This is a genomic window from Oribacterium asaccharolyticum ACB7 (genome assembly GCF_000238075.1).
Lineage (GTDB): Bacteria > Bacillota > Clostridia > Lachnospirales > Lachnospiraceae > Oribacterium > Oribacterium asaccharolyticum.
On the sequence record NZ_JH414504.1, the window covers coordinates 1 to 17,682 of the forward strand.

Here is a 17,682-nt window from a genome sequence, read left to right on the forward strand (position 1 = left end):
ACGCGAGCTGGGTTCAGAACGTCGTGAGACAGTTCGGTCCCTATCCGGCGCGGGCGTAGGATATTTGAGAGGATCTGTCCTTAGTACGAGAGGACCGGGATGGACTGACCTCTGCTGAACCTGTTGGGAATCAATCCCATCGCAGGGTAGGCAAGTTGGGAATGGATAAACGCTGAAGGCATCTAAGCGTGAAGCCAACCTCAAGATGAGATATCCCATCGCAAGAGTAAGACCCCTTGAAGAGAACGAGGTAGATAGGGCTGAGGTGTAAGTGCTGCAAAGCATTCAGCTGACAGCTACTAATAGGTCGAGGGCTTATCCAATGCGTCTGATTGATATGTTTTACTGCTAGAGTTATTTCTTTGATATGTTGTTTTTCTGAAGAAAGGTAGTTGCTAGGGAATTAGACTCTAGGGATTACTGAGTACGCAGTTAACTATATGCTTCTACTAAAGAAGCAGGTACGAGATGGCCCGGTGGCTCAGTTGGTTAGAGCGCCGCCCTGTCACGGCGGAGGTCGACGGTTCGAATCCGTTCCGGGTCGTTCATTCATAGAAGTTGTTTCGTTTTTATCGAAACGGCTTCTTTTTTTGTTTATAGCGAGTTTTTACATAAATTTTGAACTATGGTTTAATAAGGATAAAGTTTTGCAAACGAGATATCGCACGCTACGCGCACAATACTTGTTAAGAATAAAAATAATATATACATATATTAACCAGAACATAAAGTACTCACTTATTGTAATGAAATACTGGCAAATTTTTAAGCTTATAATCATAAAATTATGTGCAATTTATAGAATTGTTCTTGAATTTATACGATAAAGCTGGTATGATTCATCAAGTAATAGTTCATATTCTTACAGTTCATACAATGACTCCCCGTTAAGGGATCAAATAAGGAGGAATGTAAATGAAAAAAAGAAATTTAGCGCTGATGACAGCTGCCTTGGTTTTGGCTCTTACTGCCTGTGGCGGCGGATCTTCTTCTGAAACGAAGGTTTCCGGAGAAACGGATAAGGCTGAGACAACCAAAGCGGATGAAGGAAAGTCCGAGGAAAAGAAGTCTTCCGCAGGGAAAGAACTTCGTCTTGTCAACGGTAAAATCGAGGTTGATGCACAGCTGAAGGAACTGGCAGCCGCTTATGAGAAGGAGACCGGTGTGAAGGTGAACATCGAGTCCATGGGTGGCGGTATTGACATTCAGGGTACATTAAAAGGATATTTCCAGGCTGATAATATGCCGGATATCTTTGTAAACGGTGGAGATACGGATTTTAAGAACTGGGAAGGCCATCTTGTTGATATGTCTAATGAAAAGTGGGTTTCCGATACAGAAGCCGCTTATAAGGATAAAGATGGTAAGGTAGTAGGTTTCCCGTATACAACGGAGGCTATCGGTCTTGCGTATAATGCGGATGTTTTGGAGAAGGCGGGAATTGATCCGAAATCCATTACCGGCCCGGATTCTATGAAGAAGGCTTTTGAAACCTTAGACAGCAAGAAGGATGAACTCGGACTTACTGCAGTTGTCGGTTATGTTGCCGAGGCTACAAACCTTTATTGGTCTACCGGTAATCACCTCTTCGGTGTTTATGAGGATGGCGGATTAAAGAGAGACGATACGAAGTATTTTGACCTTCTCGAACAGGGTAAGATTGATAAAGATCGTTTCTCCAAGTATGCGGATATGGTTGAGCTTTTCAATAAGTATGCAGATCCCGCACTTCTTGTTTCTGGAACATATGACCAGCAGATTCAGAACTTCTCTGCCGGAAAGTATGCTTTCGTGACACAGGGTTCCTGGATTGGGGCAACCATGACAAACGATGATAAGGAGCAGTATGAGGCTGCCGGCAAGTTTAAAGTCGGAATGATTCCTTATGCATTTGAAGAGGGAATCGATACCATTCAGACAAACTCTCCGTCTTGGTGGGCTGTATTTGATAACGACAACAAGGAAGAGGCTTTAAAGTTCTTGCAGTGGGTTTCCGAGGATGAAGGACAGAAGATTTTGGTTGAGAAGGCCGGTTTTGTAAGTCCGTTCAAGTCCATCAGCTATGTGGCAGATGATCCGTTTGCACAGACGATTACCGACTACACAAAGGCAGGAAAGACTTCTGCTTGGCACTGGCTTGGAAACAAGGAAGGTCTTGCGCAGAATGCACTTGGTGTAGTTTACCAGGATTTTGCTTCCGGAAATCTGGATAAAGCTAAGTTTGTAGATACTGTAGAGAAGGTTGTTGCACAGTACTATGCCGGATAATCTTACTTTAGATTTCACTTGCATTCTAAGAGGAGTTTCCAGTAGAATGTGACTACAGAGTTTGCTGTAGTGCAATCACACAAGGCTGTGCAGAACAGCACTATAAGGTGAAGAAGCGGGGCAGCATTATGCTGCCCCATTTTTTAGAAGGGGGAACCATGAAAGGACGAGATACAAGATTAGAGTCCAATTTTTTACTGATACTGGGGGCTGTACTCATGTTTGCTGCTCTCTTCTTTGCATTCACTATAAAGGCAAATTATAGTGGTGCAATGAAAACCATTGCAAATTTAAGAGGAACGCTGTTGGTTTGCGGAGCTATTTTGTTTTTTTTCGGTCTTTATAAAATACCGAGTACTGCACATCATCGAAAGATTGTGTATTTTATTTTTCTATTCCCCCTGCTTTTTGCTTTTTTTATTACCGTTATCATTCCTCTTGTTTTGGGAATTGGATATTCTTTTACAGATTGGACTGGAATTCGTTTTACGAAGGTGGTAGGGGTTCAAAACTATTTGAAAATGTTCCATGATCCGGCATTTATTTGGTCGGTTCTTATCACTTTTGTTTTTGTATTGTTGAATGTTATTCTCATTAATATTGTTGGTTTTTGTCTGGCTTTACTTTGCACTTCAAAGCTTAGAGGAGTTGCTTTTTTCCGTGCGGCATATTTCCTCCCGAATCTGATTGGAGGAATTGTTCTCGGCTATATCTGGCAGTTTGTATTCAACAATGTTCTGATGAGTTATATTAAATTTTCCATGCTGTCGAGTACGAAGACGGCGATGCTTGCGATTATCATCGTCTATATCTGGCAGTATGGAGGATATATTATGTTAATCTATGTGACCGGCCTTACGCAGATACCGGGAGATGTCTTGGAAGCGGCCTCCATTGATGGGGCAAGTGCTTTGCAGACACTCTTTAAGGTGAAGATTCCCATGATTGCGTCAACGGTTACCATCTGCACTTTCTTGACTTTAACTTCCGCTTTTAAGCAGTTTGATGTCAATATGGCCTTGACCAATGGTGCCGGATCCGTACCGGACTTTATGGGGGCCTACTTATCCAACGGTACACAGATGCTGGCTTTGAACATTTACAATACTGCGATTGCAAAAAATAATTTTGCCGTTGCGCAGGCCAAGGCGGTTCTGTTCTTTATTATTCTGGCTGTGATTTCTTTGATTCAGGTGCGAATCAGTAACAGTAGAGAGGTGGAAATGTAATGAATAGTACAAGAAAAGGGAAAAGTTTAGTTCTGGGAATCGTGGGAACTTTTATTGCACTCTACGTTTTGTTCCCCTTCTATCTGGTTGTTATGAATGCCTTTAAGAAGCAGACGGATATTGTAGCGGATCCCGTTCGTTTTCGCGGAGTGAGTTTCGCCCAGTTACTTAAGAATCTGAACTCCGTCATACACAACTCCAACTTTAACTTCTGGTATGCCTTTGGGACTTCTACCGTGATTACCATTGTATCTTTGGTTCTTCTCGTTTTGTTTGGCAGTATGGCGGCATGGGTAATCAGCAGAAATCATAAGAAGACTTGGGCCACTGTAATTTACATGGTATTTATTGCTTCGATGATTATTCCGTTCCAAGTGGTTATGCTTCCGCTTGTATCCACTTTCCGTGATGTCGGTAAGTTCATTGGAATCAGTATGTTACAATCTGTACAGGGGATTGTATTTGCTTATCTTGGTTTTGGCGGTGCAATGACGGTATTTATCCTGACAGGATTTATCAAGGGGATTCCTTATGAATTGGAGGAGGCGGCTGCGATTGACGGATGCTCTCCGGAAGGAACCTTCTTTAAGATTATTTTCCCGCTTTTAAGACCGATTATTACGACGGTAACGATTTTAAACGGAATGTGGATTTGGAACGACTATCTTCTTCCGTCTCTGATGCTTGGACAAAACGGAAAGGTAAAGACGCTCCCCGTTGCCGTGCAGGCCTTTGTAGGTTCTTATGTAAAACAGTGGGATCTCATTCTTTCGGCTGCACTGCTTGCCATTTTACCTATGATTATCGTTTTCCTGATTGGACAGAAGCAGATTATGAGCGGAATGGTTGAGGGAGCGGTAAAAGGCTAAAGGAAGAAGAGGGTTCTTATGGTAAGAATTAAAGATATTGCGAAATTGGCAAATGTAAGTCCCTCTACCGTGTCCAATGTCATTCATAAAAGAAAAGAGAAAGTCAGTCCTGAAATCTATAATCGGGTAGAGAAAATACTGGAAGAAGAACAGTATGTTACCCATATGGGAGCCCGCATGCTATCTGCCAAGGGCTCCAGGCTCGTTGCGCTTATTCTGGCGTATAAACGAATCGAGAAAGAGAGTATAGTGGAAGACCCGTTTGTGTCTTCCGTAATCGGTGCTGTGCAACTTGCTTTACAGGAAAAAGGGTATTTCCTTCTACTCTACAGCAATCCGGACATGGAAGACTGTGTAAAGATATCCCGCGAATGGAATGTGGACGGGATTATTCTTCTTGGAGCAAAGCGAGAAGGGTATTACAAGATGAAAAATAGTCTCTCCGTACCGGTCGTTTCCATTGATACGCCATTTTCCGCTACAGATGCCGAATATACCAATATCGGATTAGAGGATTTTGAGGCTGCAAAAGAGATGACCAGGTATCTGTTTTCAATGGGACACCGAAAGATTGCCTTTTTCTCTCTGACAGAAGGCGGAGAACTTCTCGAGAAGCACTATATTGATAGCGAAAGATATAGAGGATTTAAAGAGGCGATGGAAGAGGAAGGCCTTGTTGCCGAAGGCTGGCATAATTTGTCTTTTGTAGAGGAAATCAGAAAAAAACAATATTTTTCTTTTTATGAAGAAAACTTTTTTCATGCGACGGCGTTGTTTTTTACGGCGGACATTATGGCACTTGAGATGATGCGCTTTTGTATGGATAGAGGAATTTCCATTCCGGAGAAACTGTCCGTCGTAGGATTTGACGGAATCAAAGCAGGGCGTTGCATGCATCCGATGCTCACTACGATGGAACAGGACAGTGCCGAGAAGGGAAGAAAAGCGGTAAAAGAATTGCTTTTCTTACTTGAAGAGGGGAAAGGCGATTATAAGAACATTCGCCTTCCGGTTCATCTTTTTATAGGGGAGACAGTGGCGAGAATCTAGTGAGAGTGCTGTTTGTTGCGCATTTTATCAATGTAGAGGAGTGGATGATGAAAAAAGCATGGTGGAAAGAATCGGTTGTATACCAGATTTATCCGAGAAGTTTCTGTGATAGCAATGGGGACGGTATCGGGGATTTAAACGGAATTACTTCTAAGCTCGATTATCTGAAGGAACTCGGCATTGATGTGATTTGGTTGTCTCCCGTCTATCGCTCTCCCAACGATGACAACGGCTATGATATTTCCGATTATGAGGATATCATGGAAGACTTCGGAAGTATGGCGGACTTCGACCGTTTACTGAAGAGCGCGCATGAGAAGGGACTGAAGATTGTGATGGATCTTGTGGTGAATCACACGAGTGATGAGCACGCGTGGTTCCTCGAGTCCCGGAAAAATGCGGAAAATGAGAAGCGGGATTACTATATCTGGAGAAAGGGAAGAAAGCTTAATGAAGTTTCCCCCGAAGAGCGGAAGCAATTTGCTTCCGATGTAGTGGAGTATAAGGGAGAGAAGTTCCTTCCACCGAACAACTGGGGTTCCTTCTTCTCCGGCCCTGCCTGGGGATTCTCGGAAGAGACAGGGGAGTTTTATTTGCATCTTTTTTCGAAGAAGCAGCCGGATCTCAACTGGGAAAATGAGAGAGTACGGAAAGAAGTTTTCGATATGATGAACCGTTGGTGTGAGAAGGGAATCGACGGTTTCCGTATGGATGTGATTTCCCTGATTTCGAAGCCGGAAGGATTGCCGAATCAGCCTATTCCGACCGGTGCCATCTATGGGGATGCAGGACAGATTTGTGCAAACGGGCCGCACGTCCATGCGTATCTGAAAGAGATGAACCGGAAAGTGCTTTCTCACTATGATTTAATTACGGTAGGAGAAACCGCAGGCGTCACCTTGGAGGAAGCAAAGAAATATGCCAATTCCGACGGAACAGAGCTCAACATGGTTTTCCAGTTTGAGCACGTCAGCTTGGATGACAATCCGAAATATGGCTTTAAGTGGAATACGGAGAAGATGTCTCTGGTTTCTTTGAAGAAGAATCTTACGAAGTGGCAGAACGGTTTATATGAGGTAGGCTGGAACAGTATTTTCTTCTGTAACCATGACCAGCCGCGTATTGTTTCCCGTCTCGGAAATGACAGTGATTTATACAGGGAGCGTTCGGCAAAGTGTATTGCCACCTTCCTTCACATGATGCAGGGAACGCCTTACGTATATCAGGGAGAAGAACTCGGCATGAGCAATTATCCGTTTCAGGACTTGTCGGAGTTCCGGGATCTCGAGAGTATCAATGCTTTCCACGAACTGACCGAGAAAGCCCATTTGGATCCTGCAGAACTTTTCCCGATGATTGCTTTTAAGAGCAGGGACAATGCACGTACACCGATGCAGTGGGATGATTCCGAGAATGCCGGATTTACAAGCGCGACCCCTTGGATCAAAGTGAATCCCAACTATAAGAAAGTGAATGCGAAGGAAGAACTTGCGAGAGCGGATTCCGTTTTCCACTATTATCAGAAATTGATTTCTCTTCGTCATCACTCTGGTTTGATTGTTTATGGCGACTTCCGTCTTCTGGAAGAGGAGGATCCGAATCTCTTTATCTATGAAAGACATCTGGACGGAAAAGCGCTCCTCTGTGTATGCAATGTTTCGGAGAAAGAAAGAGAGTATACGCCTCCCGCAGAGTTTCAGAAAGGACAAGTACTGATTCAGAATATTCCGGATAGGGATGTGCGTGCCGGGAAACTTGCACCGTATGAGGCCTATGTTTTGGCAGTAGAATAAGGAACTTTGTATAGGATGAACCGATGTGAGAAGGAAATCAACGGTTTCTGTATAGTAGAAAGGGAGAAGGAATGAAAAAAGAGTGGTGGCAGGAGAAGGTCGCTTATCAGATTTATCCGAAAAGTTTTAAGGATACGAAGGGGAATGGAATTGGAGACATCAAGGGAATTATTGAAAAACTCGATTATTTAAAGGAACTCGGAATCGATATCATCTGGATTTCTCCCTGCTTTCTGTCCCCTCTTGCCGACCAGGGCTATGATATTGCGGATTACTACAAGATTGATCCGCGATTCGGCTCCAATGAAGACATGGAGGAGCTGATTTCCGAGGCGAAGAAGAGGGATATGTATATTCTCCTGGACCTTGTGGTAAACCATTGCAGTGATGAGCATGAGTGGTTTCGGAAGGCGGTAGCGGATCCGAAGGGACCTTTCGCCAAGTATTTTTACTTTGAAGAGGGAGTAGACGGGCACGAGCCGAACAACTGGCGTTCCTATTTCGGCGGATCGGTTTGGGAAAAGGTGGAAGGAACGGAGAACACCTACTATCTGCATCTTTTCCACAAGAAGCAGCCGGACTTAAATTGGGAGAATCCGGAACTCAGAGAAGAAATCTATAAGATGATTAACTGGTGGCTGGACAAGGGCATAGCCGGTTTCCGTATCGATGCTATTCTGAACATTAAGAAAGTTTTCCCGCTTCGCGGGCATGATTTTCCGGTGGATCGGGATGACGGACTGAGCAATTGTACAAGAATGATCACGGAAGCGGAGGGAATCGGTGATTTTCTCGGAGAAATGCGAGATCGTTGCTTTAAGCCGCACCATGCTTTTTCCGTTGGAGAAGTTTTTAATGAGACGGAAGCGCAGATTCCGGAGTTTATCGGAGAAAACGGCTATTTTTCCTCGATGTTTGATTTTCGTGCGCATTCCAGTGCCCGGTCGGAACTTGGCTGGTATGATGCCGGTATCGTGACCCCGAATATGTATCGGGATGCCTGCTTTCTGACGCAGAAACTTGTAAACCCCGTAGGATTTATCTCTACGATTATTGAGAATCATGATGAACCCAGAGGCGTGAGCTTCTATATTCCGAAGGAAGATTTATCCGAGAAGGCAAAGAAGTTCCTTGCTACGATGCAGATGCTGCAAAGAGGCCTTCCCTTTATCTACCAGGGGCAGGAAATCGGCATGGAAAATGTGGTTCTTACGTCCATTCGGGAGGTGGATGACATCAGCACCCTGGATGAATACGAAGTCTGTCTTCGGGAAGGGTTCTCGGAAGAGGAAGCGCTCCGGATTGTGAACCGCTATTCCAGAGACAATGCACGTACACCGGTGCAATGGGACAGCAGTAAGAATGCAGGATTTACGACAGGAACGCCCTGGCTTCCGCTAAACCCGAATTACAAAAAGATCAATGTAGCACAGCAGGAGAAAGACCCCGAATCCGTTTTAAGCTACTATAAGAAACTGACTGCATTAAGGAAGAACCCGGAGTATAAAGAGACAATGGTTTATGGAGACTTTGTTCCCTTTATGGCGGATGAAGATCGCCTGATGGCGTTCTATAGAAAAGGGGAGAAAACCCTCCTCATTCTCGGAAACTACCGGAAAGAAGAACGGGAACTCGAGCTTCCCGCTCCGGTGAAGAAGCTTGTCCTTTCCAATACGGAACCGCGAATCACAGGGCGGAAGATTGTTCTTTCCGGTTATGAAGCGACTATTTTGGAAGTATAGATTGTTATCGATTACAAAAAGGGAAGCTGTTGTTTTATGACTGTGCAGGTTCGTTCCGGGGTAATCTGAACCCGTGGGTACTTGCGAAAAACAAAGGAACTGCAGTTTTTCGCTTAGTATCCCCTACTGGGCGAGGTTAGCGGGAGCGTGCCCCGGTAGGACCTGCACAGCAATTAAGAGCCATTTAGCTTTATTGTTATAATTTCCAAAATAATTCCCCAAAAAGCGTGAAGACACAGTATCTTCACGCTTTTACCATTTTTAAAACATATTTTCCTCCTAGTATAGCACTCGTTAAGAGAGAAAAAGAGGGAGCTTCTTAAAAGGAGAGGCTTCAAAAAATAAGTGGATAAAGAGGAGGTATCAATATGAATAGAGGAAGAAAGTTTGCAGGGCTTGTTTTATCGGCTATGCTCTTCGGAACGGTAGCAGGAGGCACGATGGTAGGGGTAAATGCTCTATCCGACCAGTATCGTTCGGGGGTTCTTGCACAGGCGTCCAATGATGCGGGAGCCACAGTTTTTGGGGAGAATGCATCGAAGAACGATTCGCAGGGGAGCAGTGCACAGCAGTTAAATGCATCTTCCGCAAATAAGACTGCGGAGACAAGCGGGAGTGTTTCGGAAATTGCCAAAAATGCCATGCCCGAGGTGGTTTCCATTACCAATACCATTCGTTATCAGCAATACGGCTATACCATTTTCGGGCAGAGTGGGGAACAGGAGGCTGCTGCAAGCGGTTCCGGTGTCATTATCGGAAAAAATGATACGGAGCTTCTGATTGTGACGAACAATCATGTAGTGGAGGATTCTACCGCGCTTTCCGTACAGTTTGTAGATGGAAAATCTTATGATGCGGAGATTAAGGGAACGGACAGTGATGTCGATCTTGCCGTGATTGCCATTCCGCTTTCCTCCCTCTCCAAGGAGACCTTAAACAGCATTAGCTTTGCAAAATATGGCGATTCGGACAGTGTCAATGTCGGAGATCAGGTGGTTGCTATCGGAAATGCATTAGGCTACGGCCAATCTGTAACGACCGGCATTATATCGGCTAAGAACAGAGACATTTCTACAGAGGGCGGGACGGAATCCGGTCTTTTGCAGACGGATGCGGCCATCAATCCCGGTAATTCCGGCGGAGCGCTTCTCAATATGAACGGGGAATTAATCGGCATCAATGTGGCAAAGTATTCCGATACTACAGTAGAGGGAATGGGATACTCTATTCCGTCGAAGAAGGTAAAGGAAATCGTGGAAGGTCTTTCCCAAAAAACGACCAGATCAAAGGTTAGTCAGGATGAAAAAGGCTATATCGGTATCCAAGGAAAAACGGTGGACAGCAGTATTGCGGAAGCCTACAACATGCCGAAGGGAATTTACATCTATAAACTCTTAACAGGAGAGGGAACGGATAATTCCGCTCTGCAGGAGAAGGACATCATTACAAAGTTTGACGGACAGTCTGTAGACAGTCTGGAAGAACTTTCCGGCCTTCTTTCCCGCTATAAGGCAGGAGAAAAGGTAGAGGTAACGGTACAGAGACTTTCCGGAAAGGGAGAGTATCAGGAGAAGACCGTTACGGTAACCCTGGGGAAGAATAGTCAAAATCCGGTGAAGGGTTAAGCAATACTCCTCGATTTCCGAATAGTGGAATTTAACAGTGTGTGAAAAAAAGTGTGTGTAAAAAAATGTGTGTGTGAAAAAAGCTGTAATTGGATTGCAACTGCCTTCATAATTTGCTAGTATTACAAATTATCGCTAAGAAAAACGGCTGTTAGTAAAAGCAAAAAGAAGGTTTAGAAAGATGGAAGAAGCTCATTGGAAAGGAACAGAAAAGACACGACGGTTCCTTTTCATGGGCTTTTTTTCTTTGCTTATTTTATCCATAGGTTTTTTTATCGGGATGGGAGATTCCCTGGCCGGTGCCAAAAAACGGGATAAGGCGGCGCTTTCTTCCGTTTCGGGAGGATTAGCCGGAAAGAAAGAGACGTTTCATGAGTTCCTCTCTTACAGGAACGTTTCCTATCCTTCCGTTTATCCGAATCATTTTTATGATGCCTATGTTTATCCTTCCAATAGGCGGGGGGAGGTTCTTGGAACGATTATCTATATCCATGGAGGAGGTTTTGTTTCCGGAACAAAAGACATTGCCGGGGAAAATCCCTATTTTCTTACCTGGCTCAGGGCGGGCTTTCAGGTGATTTCCATAGATTATGCACTGGCGCCGGATTATCCCTATCCGACGGCGCTACATCAAATTTCTTATTGTGTGGAAGAACTTTTAAGACTGAAGGACAGTTTGGGAATAGACGAGAGAAAACTCATTTTTATGGGAGACAGTGCCGGAGCAAGTCTTGCCGGTCAGTTTATTTTAACGCAAGTGAATAAAGGGTATGGGAAGATGCTCGGGATTTCTCCGTTTATGGCTAAAAAAGGTGCTAAGATTTGTGCATTTATCTCTTTATCCGGCTTACTGGACGGTACGCGTTATCATAAGACGGGACTTCAGGAAAATGATGCCGCTTTTCTTTCCTGGGGACAGGCTTATTTTCGGGATAAAAAATTTTACAGCGGAAAAAAAGCCGAAGAAACCAAACTGGAGGATTACCTGACAAAGGCTTTTCCACCTACTTTTTTGACGGACGGGAATATAGGTTCGTTTCGGAATCAGGCGGAAGATTTCAAGGGAAAATGCCGTGCTTTGGGAATTCCGGTATATACTTATTTTCCGGACGGAGAAATTCCGCATGATTATGAACTTCGGGCAGGTTCCGAAGAAGCTGAAAAATCTTTGGAGAAACAAATTCATTTTGCGCGTTTTCTTCTTTCCTGAAACGGGAATGCTTTTCAAGCCGGCATTCCTATTGTATAATCTTCCCTATGATTAAAGACATTCAAAAACAATTAAATCATTTACAGGTGCTGTTAGATGCTGCGGTCTTAGCATTTTCTTACGCTTTTGCGTGGTACTTTGCCATAAAAAATCCGATTTTTCCTGAGGGGCACGGGGTGCTTTCACCCAGGTTTTATTTTTCTGTCATGATTCCGCTTATTCCGGCCTATTTATTCCTGTATTGGATTTTGAGACTGTATAAACCGATGCGGACGATAAGGATGAAGACTGCCTTTTTCCGAATCCTGCAGAGTAATTCCGTGGGACTTCTTCTTTCCGCATCCATTCTTTTCGCTTTTCGTAAAAGCGGCTATTTTGAACATTACTCCACAAGGATGCTGGGCTTTTTTTATGTTTTCTCGATTTTCTTCACCACGGCGGAAAGATACTTTTTACGGAAAGTTCTCTCCGCACTGCGGAAGAATGGTTTTAATCAGAAACATATTATTTTGGTGGGATTTTCTCCGGTTTCGGATCGCTTCATTGATCTTTGCAAGAAAAATCCGGATTGGGGCTACCATATTTACGGTGTTGTGGATGACCTGGCAGAACCGGGGGCGTCTTACAGGGGAATTTCCGTAATAGGCGGAATTAAGATGCTCGGAGATTTGCTTTCTACGAATACGATTGATGAAATTGCCATCACCTTGCCGCTGGCGGCTTACGAGAAGCTTCCCGGTATTGTTTCGACTTGTGAAAAGTCGGGAGTACATACAAAGTTTATTCCGGACTATCAGCAATTTATTCATTCCAAGCCGATTGCAGAGGATATGGACGGCTTACCGATTATTAATATTCGAAATGTACCCCTGACCGATCCGATGAATGCCATCTTGAAGCGTTGGATCGATATTTTCGGTTCTCTGGTGGGAATTGTTCTTTTCGGCCCATTGATGCTTGTTGTAGCTGCTCTCATTAAGTTGAGCTCTCCGGGACCCATTATTTTTAAACAGGAGAGGGTAGGCTTACACAACAGACCTTTTATGATGTATAAGTTCCGCTCTATGGGAGTGCAGAAGGCGGAAGAGGAGAAGAAGGCATGGACGGTGAAGGGAGATCCCAGAGTTACTTGGATTGGGAAAATTATCCGAAAAACTTCCATTGATGAATTGCCGCAGTTCTTTAATGTTTTAAAAGGAGATATGTCTCTGATCGGTCCGAGACCGGAAAGAACGCAGTTTGTGGAAATGTTTAAAGAGCAGATTCCCCGTTATATGATTAAGCATCAGGTTCGTCCCGGTATGACGGGGTGGGCACAGGTGAACGGCTTTCGGGGTGATACATCCATTACCGGCAGAATTCAATGTGATTTATGGTATATCGAGAACTGGAGCTTAAGTCTGGACATTAAAATCCTTTTTTTAACGCTATGGAAAGGATTTGTTAACAAAAATGCCTATTAATTCTGTCGCATTTTGTGGTATGATACCTTATCGTTCATTTTGCGGTAGCAGGGATAAGGATTAGGAAAGCTCTTTTAAAAGGATGATGAGGCAGACAGGCTTTCGGATATCCGAAAAAGAGAACTCTTGGGAGGTAGACTTTGGCATTAGAGCAGAATAGGGGGAGTAGAAAGCCCCATGGCGAGCTACTTAAGGAAAAGACGGAAAAAGCAAAGCAGATAGAAGCAGGGAAACGCGCATCTTATATTGTGACCCTTCCGGAAGAAAAAAGGGAAGAAAAGAAGGAAACGAAAAGGAAGATTGACAATCTGGATGTTCTGCAGATGAATACGGCAAGAGATATAGAAGGCGAGCTGGATGAGGTCTACAGTAAGAAAGAGAAAAGAAAGAAGTCTCTTTGGAAGAAGATTCTTCTTCTCTCCGTGATTGAAATTCTGACCTTGGTGATGATTGTTTGTGCGGGTTATGTGGTTCGTTACATGAATATCAAGCCGGAAGTGCAATTCAACATCAAAAATGTCAAGAATCAAAACATTGACGTGACAAAGCAGGAGCAAATGCAGGGCTATTGGACCATTGCCGTTTTTGGTGTAGACAGTCGTGACGGCGGTGTCGGAAGAGGAGCAAATGCCGATGTGCAGCTCATTGTATGTATTGACAGAGCGACCGGTGCGGTGAAACTGGCATCCGTCTTTAGAGATACTTATTTAAACCTTGCAGCAGGATCCCGCTTTGCAAAGATTAACGAAGCCTATGCAGACGGCGGCCCCGAGCAGGCGGTTGCCGCATTAAATAAAAATTTGGATTTGGATATTGAGCATTATGCAACCTTTAACTGGCGTGCGGTTGCCGACGTGATTACGATGCTTGGCGGCGTGGATATCGATATCACGGAAAAAGAATTCAAATATATGAATGCTTATATTCATGAGACCAGTATTGAATCAAAGGTCAATGTAAAGAATCCTGCCGCGGAATATATTAAAAAACCGGGGATGCAGCATCTGGACGGTGTACAGGCTGTGGCTTATGCAAGACTCCGTTATATGGATGACGACTTTACAAGAACAAAGAGGCAGAGAGAAGTGATTTCTCAGGTGCTGGATAAGGCGAAGAAGGCGGATCTGGCGACACTGACCAATGTTATTGACACCGTTCTTCCGCAAATTGCCTTTAATGTGGATGTTGGGGATATTTTGGAACTAGCTAAAGGTGTCAACAAGTACAATATTGTCGGTTCGGAAGGATTCCCCTATGACTTGCGTACGCAGATGATGGGGAAGAAGGGAGACTGCGTTATTCCGCTTTCTTTAGCTTCCAACGTGACAAAGCTCCATGAGTATCTCTTCGGCGATGAGAATTACAAGCCGAGTTCGGCAGTTTGGACCTTTAGCGATAAGATTGCGTCCGATGCACAAAGTTATAAGAACGGAGGCGGTGAAGAAGGCTCGAAGAAGAAGTCCAAGCACAGTGATGATGAGGACGAGGAGACAAAGAAGAGCGAAACAAAGAAAAAGAAGGGAGAATCCGAATCCGAGTCCGAGTCTGAGACCAAGAAAAAGAAGGCGGAAACCGATGCGGACGGAAATCTCATAGAGACTACAAAATCTTCCGGCGGTAAGAAGGAAACAGAGGAAAGCAAGTCCGGAAAGAGTACGGAGGAAAGTAAATCGCAAGGCCCGACTTCAGAAACGAAGACGACTGGTGAGGAAACGAAGAAGAATAGCGAAGAAAGCAAAAAATCCGAAACTGCTTCTCAGGAGCCCAGTATCGGAAAGGGGCCGGATGAGGCCACCGGCAGTGACGATAACGGTCCCGGAAATATTGTAGAATAGCAAGAGAAGATGCTTTTTGCATGGTACTTGCAGGGAATAAAAAGAAGAGTAAGCAAGTGTCGCAGGAAAATAGCTGACACTTGCTTCTTGCAAAATGAAGAAAAATAAAGAACACAGGAAAAGCGGAGAAGAATCATGGACGCAGTAGCAGTGAAAGTGCAGACAAAGGAAGAAAGAGATTTTTACAGGATAGCGGAAGGAATCAGTCTCCTTTACCTCGGAGTCATCTTCCTGATTTATCCCTTTTATTTTAGAAACGGATATTTTGATATTTTACAGGCTAAGTTCAGTTTTTTCTGGATTTCTTCTTTAGCTTATTCAGCGATTATGACGCTTTTTCTTCTTTTATATGCTTTTACGCTGAAGAAAGAAGAAAGAAGCCGGATTTATACGAAATTGTTTTTTAGAGTGGAGGATGGAAGAAAGAAGCTTTTTCTCCCTACGGATGTTTTTTTTCTGATTTTAATTGCAATTTATTGCATTTCCATGTTTCTTTCGGGCTATATTTATGAGACCTGGTGGGGAAGCACGGGAAGGTTTATGGGAACTTTTACCTGGCTCTTATTGTTTTTGGATTATTTTTTCTTAACGCGCTTCTATCACTTTAAGAAGGGACATCTTGTGATTTTTTCCCTTTCCGTTTTCTTACAGGCCTGCTGGGGAATTAGTGATTTCTTTTGGATGAATCTTTTCCATTTTTTTGATGGTGTGGATAATAAAGGTCTGTGGTCTACCTTTGCGGGCGGAGTGGGAAATATTAACGGCTATACTTCCCTGATGATCAGCTATACAGGGCTTTATGCCGGTCTTTATCTTAAGGGAAAAGATGGAAAGTGGAGCCTGCTTTTTCTTCTGATGTATATGTTTACCTTGCTTGCTGCCATGTACGGGATGAGTGATAACGCGGTATTCGCCCTTTTTGTGCTTTTCCTGGCGCTTCCCTTTTTCTGTTTTCGAAAAAAAGAGGTTCTGCTTCAATGCATAGACCTGTATCTTGCATTTTTCCTGACAATGAAGCTCGCTGTATATCTGATTCCCGCGGAAGGGACATCCTATGAGCTGGGAGATAAGGGGTTCTTCTTGCAGCTTGGCTATACTGCCCTTCCTTTTTTGGCCATTCCTGTTCTGGGACTGCTTCGGCTTCTTGTGATGAAGCTTCGGGATGAAGCGGTGCAGAAGCTTTTACGGCCGCTGTATTACGCCTTATTTTGTTTCATCCTGTGCGGAGTTATTTTTGTATTTTATGATGCCAATGTTTCGCATAAGCTTGCTTTTCTTGCTAATTACAGAAATTATTTTCTTTTTGATGATGCCTGGGGATCGGGAAGAGGTTTCATCTGGAAGATGGGGCTGGACTTTTTTATGAACAAAATGCCTTTGTGGCAGAGAATCTTCGGATACGGACCGGACAGCTATTATATGCTGACCAACGACCACTATAAGTTTGAAGTCAGTCAAAGTGCCTTTGGCGCGATTGATAATATCCACAATGAGTATCTCAATATTCTGCTGACCATAGGAATGGCCGGATTGATTGCCTATTTTCTTTTTATATTCTTCTCCTTAAAGACGCTTTGGGAGAAGGATCGGGAAGGGGAGGAGAGTTTTTCCGGAACCGTCTTTCCTTTTGCGACAGGAATAGCCCTTCTCTGCTATCTGGGACAGGCAGTCATCAATATTGCAGTGCCTATTGTTTTACCGATTGTTTTTATTCTGTTTTTCTTAGGGCTCGGCACAAAGTGTCGGGCGCAGGAGTGCTCGGATGGTACTGCCTCCTAGGGAATAGAGTGATTTTTTGATTCTTTATATAGAAAGAGGAAAGCAGCCTCTTTTCAGGCGAAAGAAGCGGGACTGTTCCGATGGTTTATCGGAACAGTCCCGCTTCTTCTCTATCTCTTTATGATTTCTAAGCTGAATTTTCTTTGGAAGATGATGCTAACGAAAATCGTTCAACTTTTATTCTTCCGGCTCAATCAGACCGTAACTCTTTGCCTTACGCTTATAAACAACATTGACTTTTCCGGTATCTCCGTTTAAGAAAACGAAGAAGTTGTGTCCTAAGAGCTCCATCTGTAAGCATGCTTCTTCCGGTGTCATGGGTTTTAAATCAATCTGCTTTGTACGAACGATTTTGATTTCTTCCTCATCATAGCTTTCCTGTTCTTCCAGGAATTCCGGAGTGAAAGAGGAGGACTGATGTCTGGCTACCAGCTTATCCTTGTACTTTCGAATCTGTCTTTCCAGAACATCTACGACAAGGTCGATGGACTGGTACATATCCTCGGTAGATTCTTCGGCACGGATTACGCTGCCCTTCACAGGAATGGTAACCTCAATTTTCTGCAAATCCTTCTGCGTGGAAAGGGTTACGTTGCAAGGGGTATCCGCCTGGAAAAACTTATCGAGTTTTCCGAGCTTCTTCTCCACCATATTCTTTAACCCTTCTGTGAGACTAATGGTTCTTCCTGTAATGCTAAATTTCATAAACGAATCCTTCCTTTCTTTTTCTTTTAAGAAGAAGATTCTTCTTGTACATAGTATAGCATTTTCTATAAAAAATGGAAACAAAATCCAAAGTTTAAAGAGGAATTTCACAAA

General features: G+C 43.8%; 12 protein-coding genes, 1 tRNA gene and 1 rRNA gene. 13 read left to right on the forward strand and 1 reads right to left on the reverse strand.

All coding sequences use genetic code 11. The features are described from left to right. The 13 genes from HMPREF9624_RS00005 to HMPREF9624_RS00065 all read left to right on the forward strand — a co-directional run. Positions 1-323, forward strand: a 23S ribosomal RNA gene (locus HMPREF9624_RS00005); the annotation flags it as partial. Positions 324-470: 147 nt separating this feature from the next. Beyond that, positions 471-544: transfer RNA gene (locus HMPREF9624_RS00010), tRNA-Asp, on the forward strand. Positions 545-915: 371 nt separating this feature from the next. Beyond that, positions 916-2,268 (forward strand): ABC transporter substrate-binding protein, encoded by a 1,353-nt coding sequence (locus HMPREF9624_RS00015; protein WP_009535953.1) that lies wholly within the window; start codon positions 916-918, stop codon positions 2,266-2,268. A gap of 158 nt (positions 2,269-2,426) precedes the next feature. Then, positions 2,427-3,497, forward strand: a complete 1,071-nt coding sequence (locus HMPREF9624_RS00020; protein WP_009535954.1) for a carbohydrate ABC transporter permease — start codon at positions 2,427-2,429, stop codon at positions 3,495-3,497. Continuing rightward, on the forward strand, positions 3,497-4,366 hold the full coding sequence (locus HMPREF9624_RS00025) for a carbohydrate ABC transporter permease (RefSeq protein WP_009535955.1): 870 nt from the start codon (positions 3,497-3,499) through the stop codon (positions 4,364-4,366). The genes HMPREF9624_RS00020 and HMPREF9624_RS00025 overlap by 1 nt, the downstream gene beginning before the upstream one ends. An 18-nt stretch (positions 4,367-4,384) precedes the next feature. Continuing rightward, positions 4,385-5,416: a LacI family DNA-binding transcriptional regulator gene (locus HMPREF9624_RS00030; protein WP_009535956.1), complete on the forward strand. Its 1,032-nt coding sequence runs from the start codon at positions 4,385-4,387 to the stop codon at positions 5,414-5,416. Between the two features lie 47 nt (positions 5,417-5,463). Further along, positions 5,464-7,209 (forward strand): glycoside hydrolase family 13 protein, encoded by a 1,746-nt coding sequence (locus HMPREF9624_RS00035; RefSeq protein ID WP_009535957.1) that lies wholly within the window; start codon positions 5,464-5,466, stop codon positions 7,207-7,209. A gap of 71 nt (positions 7,210-7,280) precedes the next feature. Further along, a complete protein-coding gene (locus HMPREF9624_RS00040; RefSeq protein WP_009535958.1) occupies positions 7,281-8,951 on the forward strand; it encodes an alpha-glucosidase in 1,671 nt (556 codons plus the stop codon). 368 nt (positions 8,952-9,319) lie between these two features. Continuing rightward, a complete protein-coding gene (locus HMPREF9624_RS00045) occupies positions 9,320-10,576 on the forward strand; it encodes a S1C family serine protease (protein WP_009535959.1) in 1,257 nt (418 codons plus the stop codon). 181 nt (positions 10,577-10,757) lie between these two features. After that, the gene (locus HMPREF9624_RS00050; RefSeq protein ID WP_009535960.1) at positions 10,758-11,786 is read left to right on the forward strand and encodes an alpha/beta hydrolase; all 1,029 of its coding nucleotides are present in this window, start codon (positions 10,758-10,760) and stop codon (positions 11,784-11,786) included. A 47-nt stretch (positions 11,787-11,833) separates the two neighbouring features. Further along, on the forward strand, positions 11,834-13,249 hold the full coding sequence (locus tag HMPREF9624_RS00055; RefSeq protein ID WP_009535961.1) for an undecaprenyl-phosphate glucose phosphotransferase: 1,416 nt from the start codon (positions 11,834-11,836) through the stop codon (positions 13,247-13,249). Between the two features lie 140 nt (positions 13,250-13,389). Beyond that, positions 13,390-15,084 (forward strand): LCP family protein, encoded by a 1,695-nt coding sequence (locus HMPREF9624_RS00060; protein WP_009535962.1) that lies wholly within the window; start codon positions 13,390-13,392, stop codon positions 15,082-15,084. 135 nt (positions 15,085-15,219) lie between these two features. Next, entirely contained in the window at positions 15,220-16,863 is a 1,644-nt protein-coding gene (locus HMPREF9624_RS00065; RefSeq protein ID WP_009535963.1) for an O-antigen ligase family protein, read from the forward strand. A gap of 177 nt (positions 16,864-17,040) precedes the next feature. On the opposite strand, the gene hpf is transcribed toward HMPREF9624_RS00065, so the two are convergent. After that, positions 17,041-17,568, reverse strand: coding sequence for a ribosome hibernation-promoting factor, HPF/YfiA family (gene hpf, locus HMPREF9624_RS00070; protein ID WP_009428002.1), 528 nt, complete (start codon positions 17,566-17,568; stop codon positions 17,041-17,043). Positions 17,569-17,682 lie beyond the last annotated feature (114 nt).

Excerpts from the sequence above, each read along its gene's own strand:
- HMPREF9624_RS00015 (WP_009535953.1), top strand. The coding sequence starts at position 916 with ATGAAAAAAAGAAATTTAGCGCTGATGACAGCTGCCTTGGTTTTGGCT.
- HMPREF9624_RS00020 (WP_009535954.1), top strand. The coding sequence starts at position 2,427 with ATGAAAGGACGAGATACAAGATTAGAGTCCAATTTTTTACTGATACTG.
- HMPREF9624_RS00025 (WP_009535955.1), top strand. The coding sequence starts at position 3,497 with ATGAATAGTACAAGAAAAGGGAAAAGTTTAGTTCTGGGAATCGTGGGA.
- HMPREF9624_RS00030 (WP_009535956.1), top strand. The coding sequence starts at position 4,385 with ATGGTAAGAATTAAAGATATTGCGAAATTGGCAAATGTAAGTCCCTCT.
- HMPREF9624_RS00035 (WP_009535957.1), top strand. The coding sequence starts at position 5,464 with ATGAAAAAAGCATGGTGGAAAGAATCGGTTGTATACCAGATTTATCCG.
- HMPREF9624_RS00040 (WP_009535958.1), top strand. The coding sequence starts at position 7,281 with ATGAAAAAAGAGTGGTGGCAGGAGAAGGTCGCTTATCAGATTTATCCG.
- HMPREF9624_RS00045 (WP_009535959.1), top strand. The coding sequence starts at position 9,320 with ATGAATAGAGGAAGAAAGTTTGCAGGGCTTGTTTTATCGGCTATGCTC.
- HMPREF9624_RS00050 (WP_009535960.1), top strand. The coding sequence starts at position 10,758 with ATGGAAGAAGCTCATTGGAAAGGAACAGAAAAGACACGACGGTTCCTT.
- HMPREF9624_RS00055 (WP_009535961.1), top strand. The coding sequence starts at position 11,834 with ATGATTAAAGACATTCAAAAACAATTAAATCATTTACAGGTGCTGTTA.
- HMPREF9624_RS00065 (WP_009535963.1), top strand. The coding sequence starts at position 15,220 with ATGGACGCAGTAGCAGTGAAAGTGCAGACAAAGGAAGAAAGAGATTTT.
- hpf (WP_009428002.1), bottom strand. The coding sequence starts at position 17,568 with ATGAAATTTAGCATTACAGGAAGAACCATTAGTCTCACAGAAGGGTTA.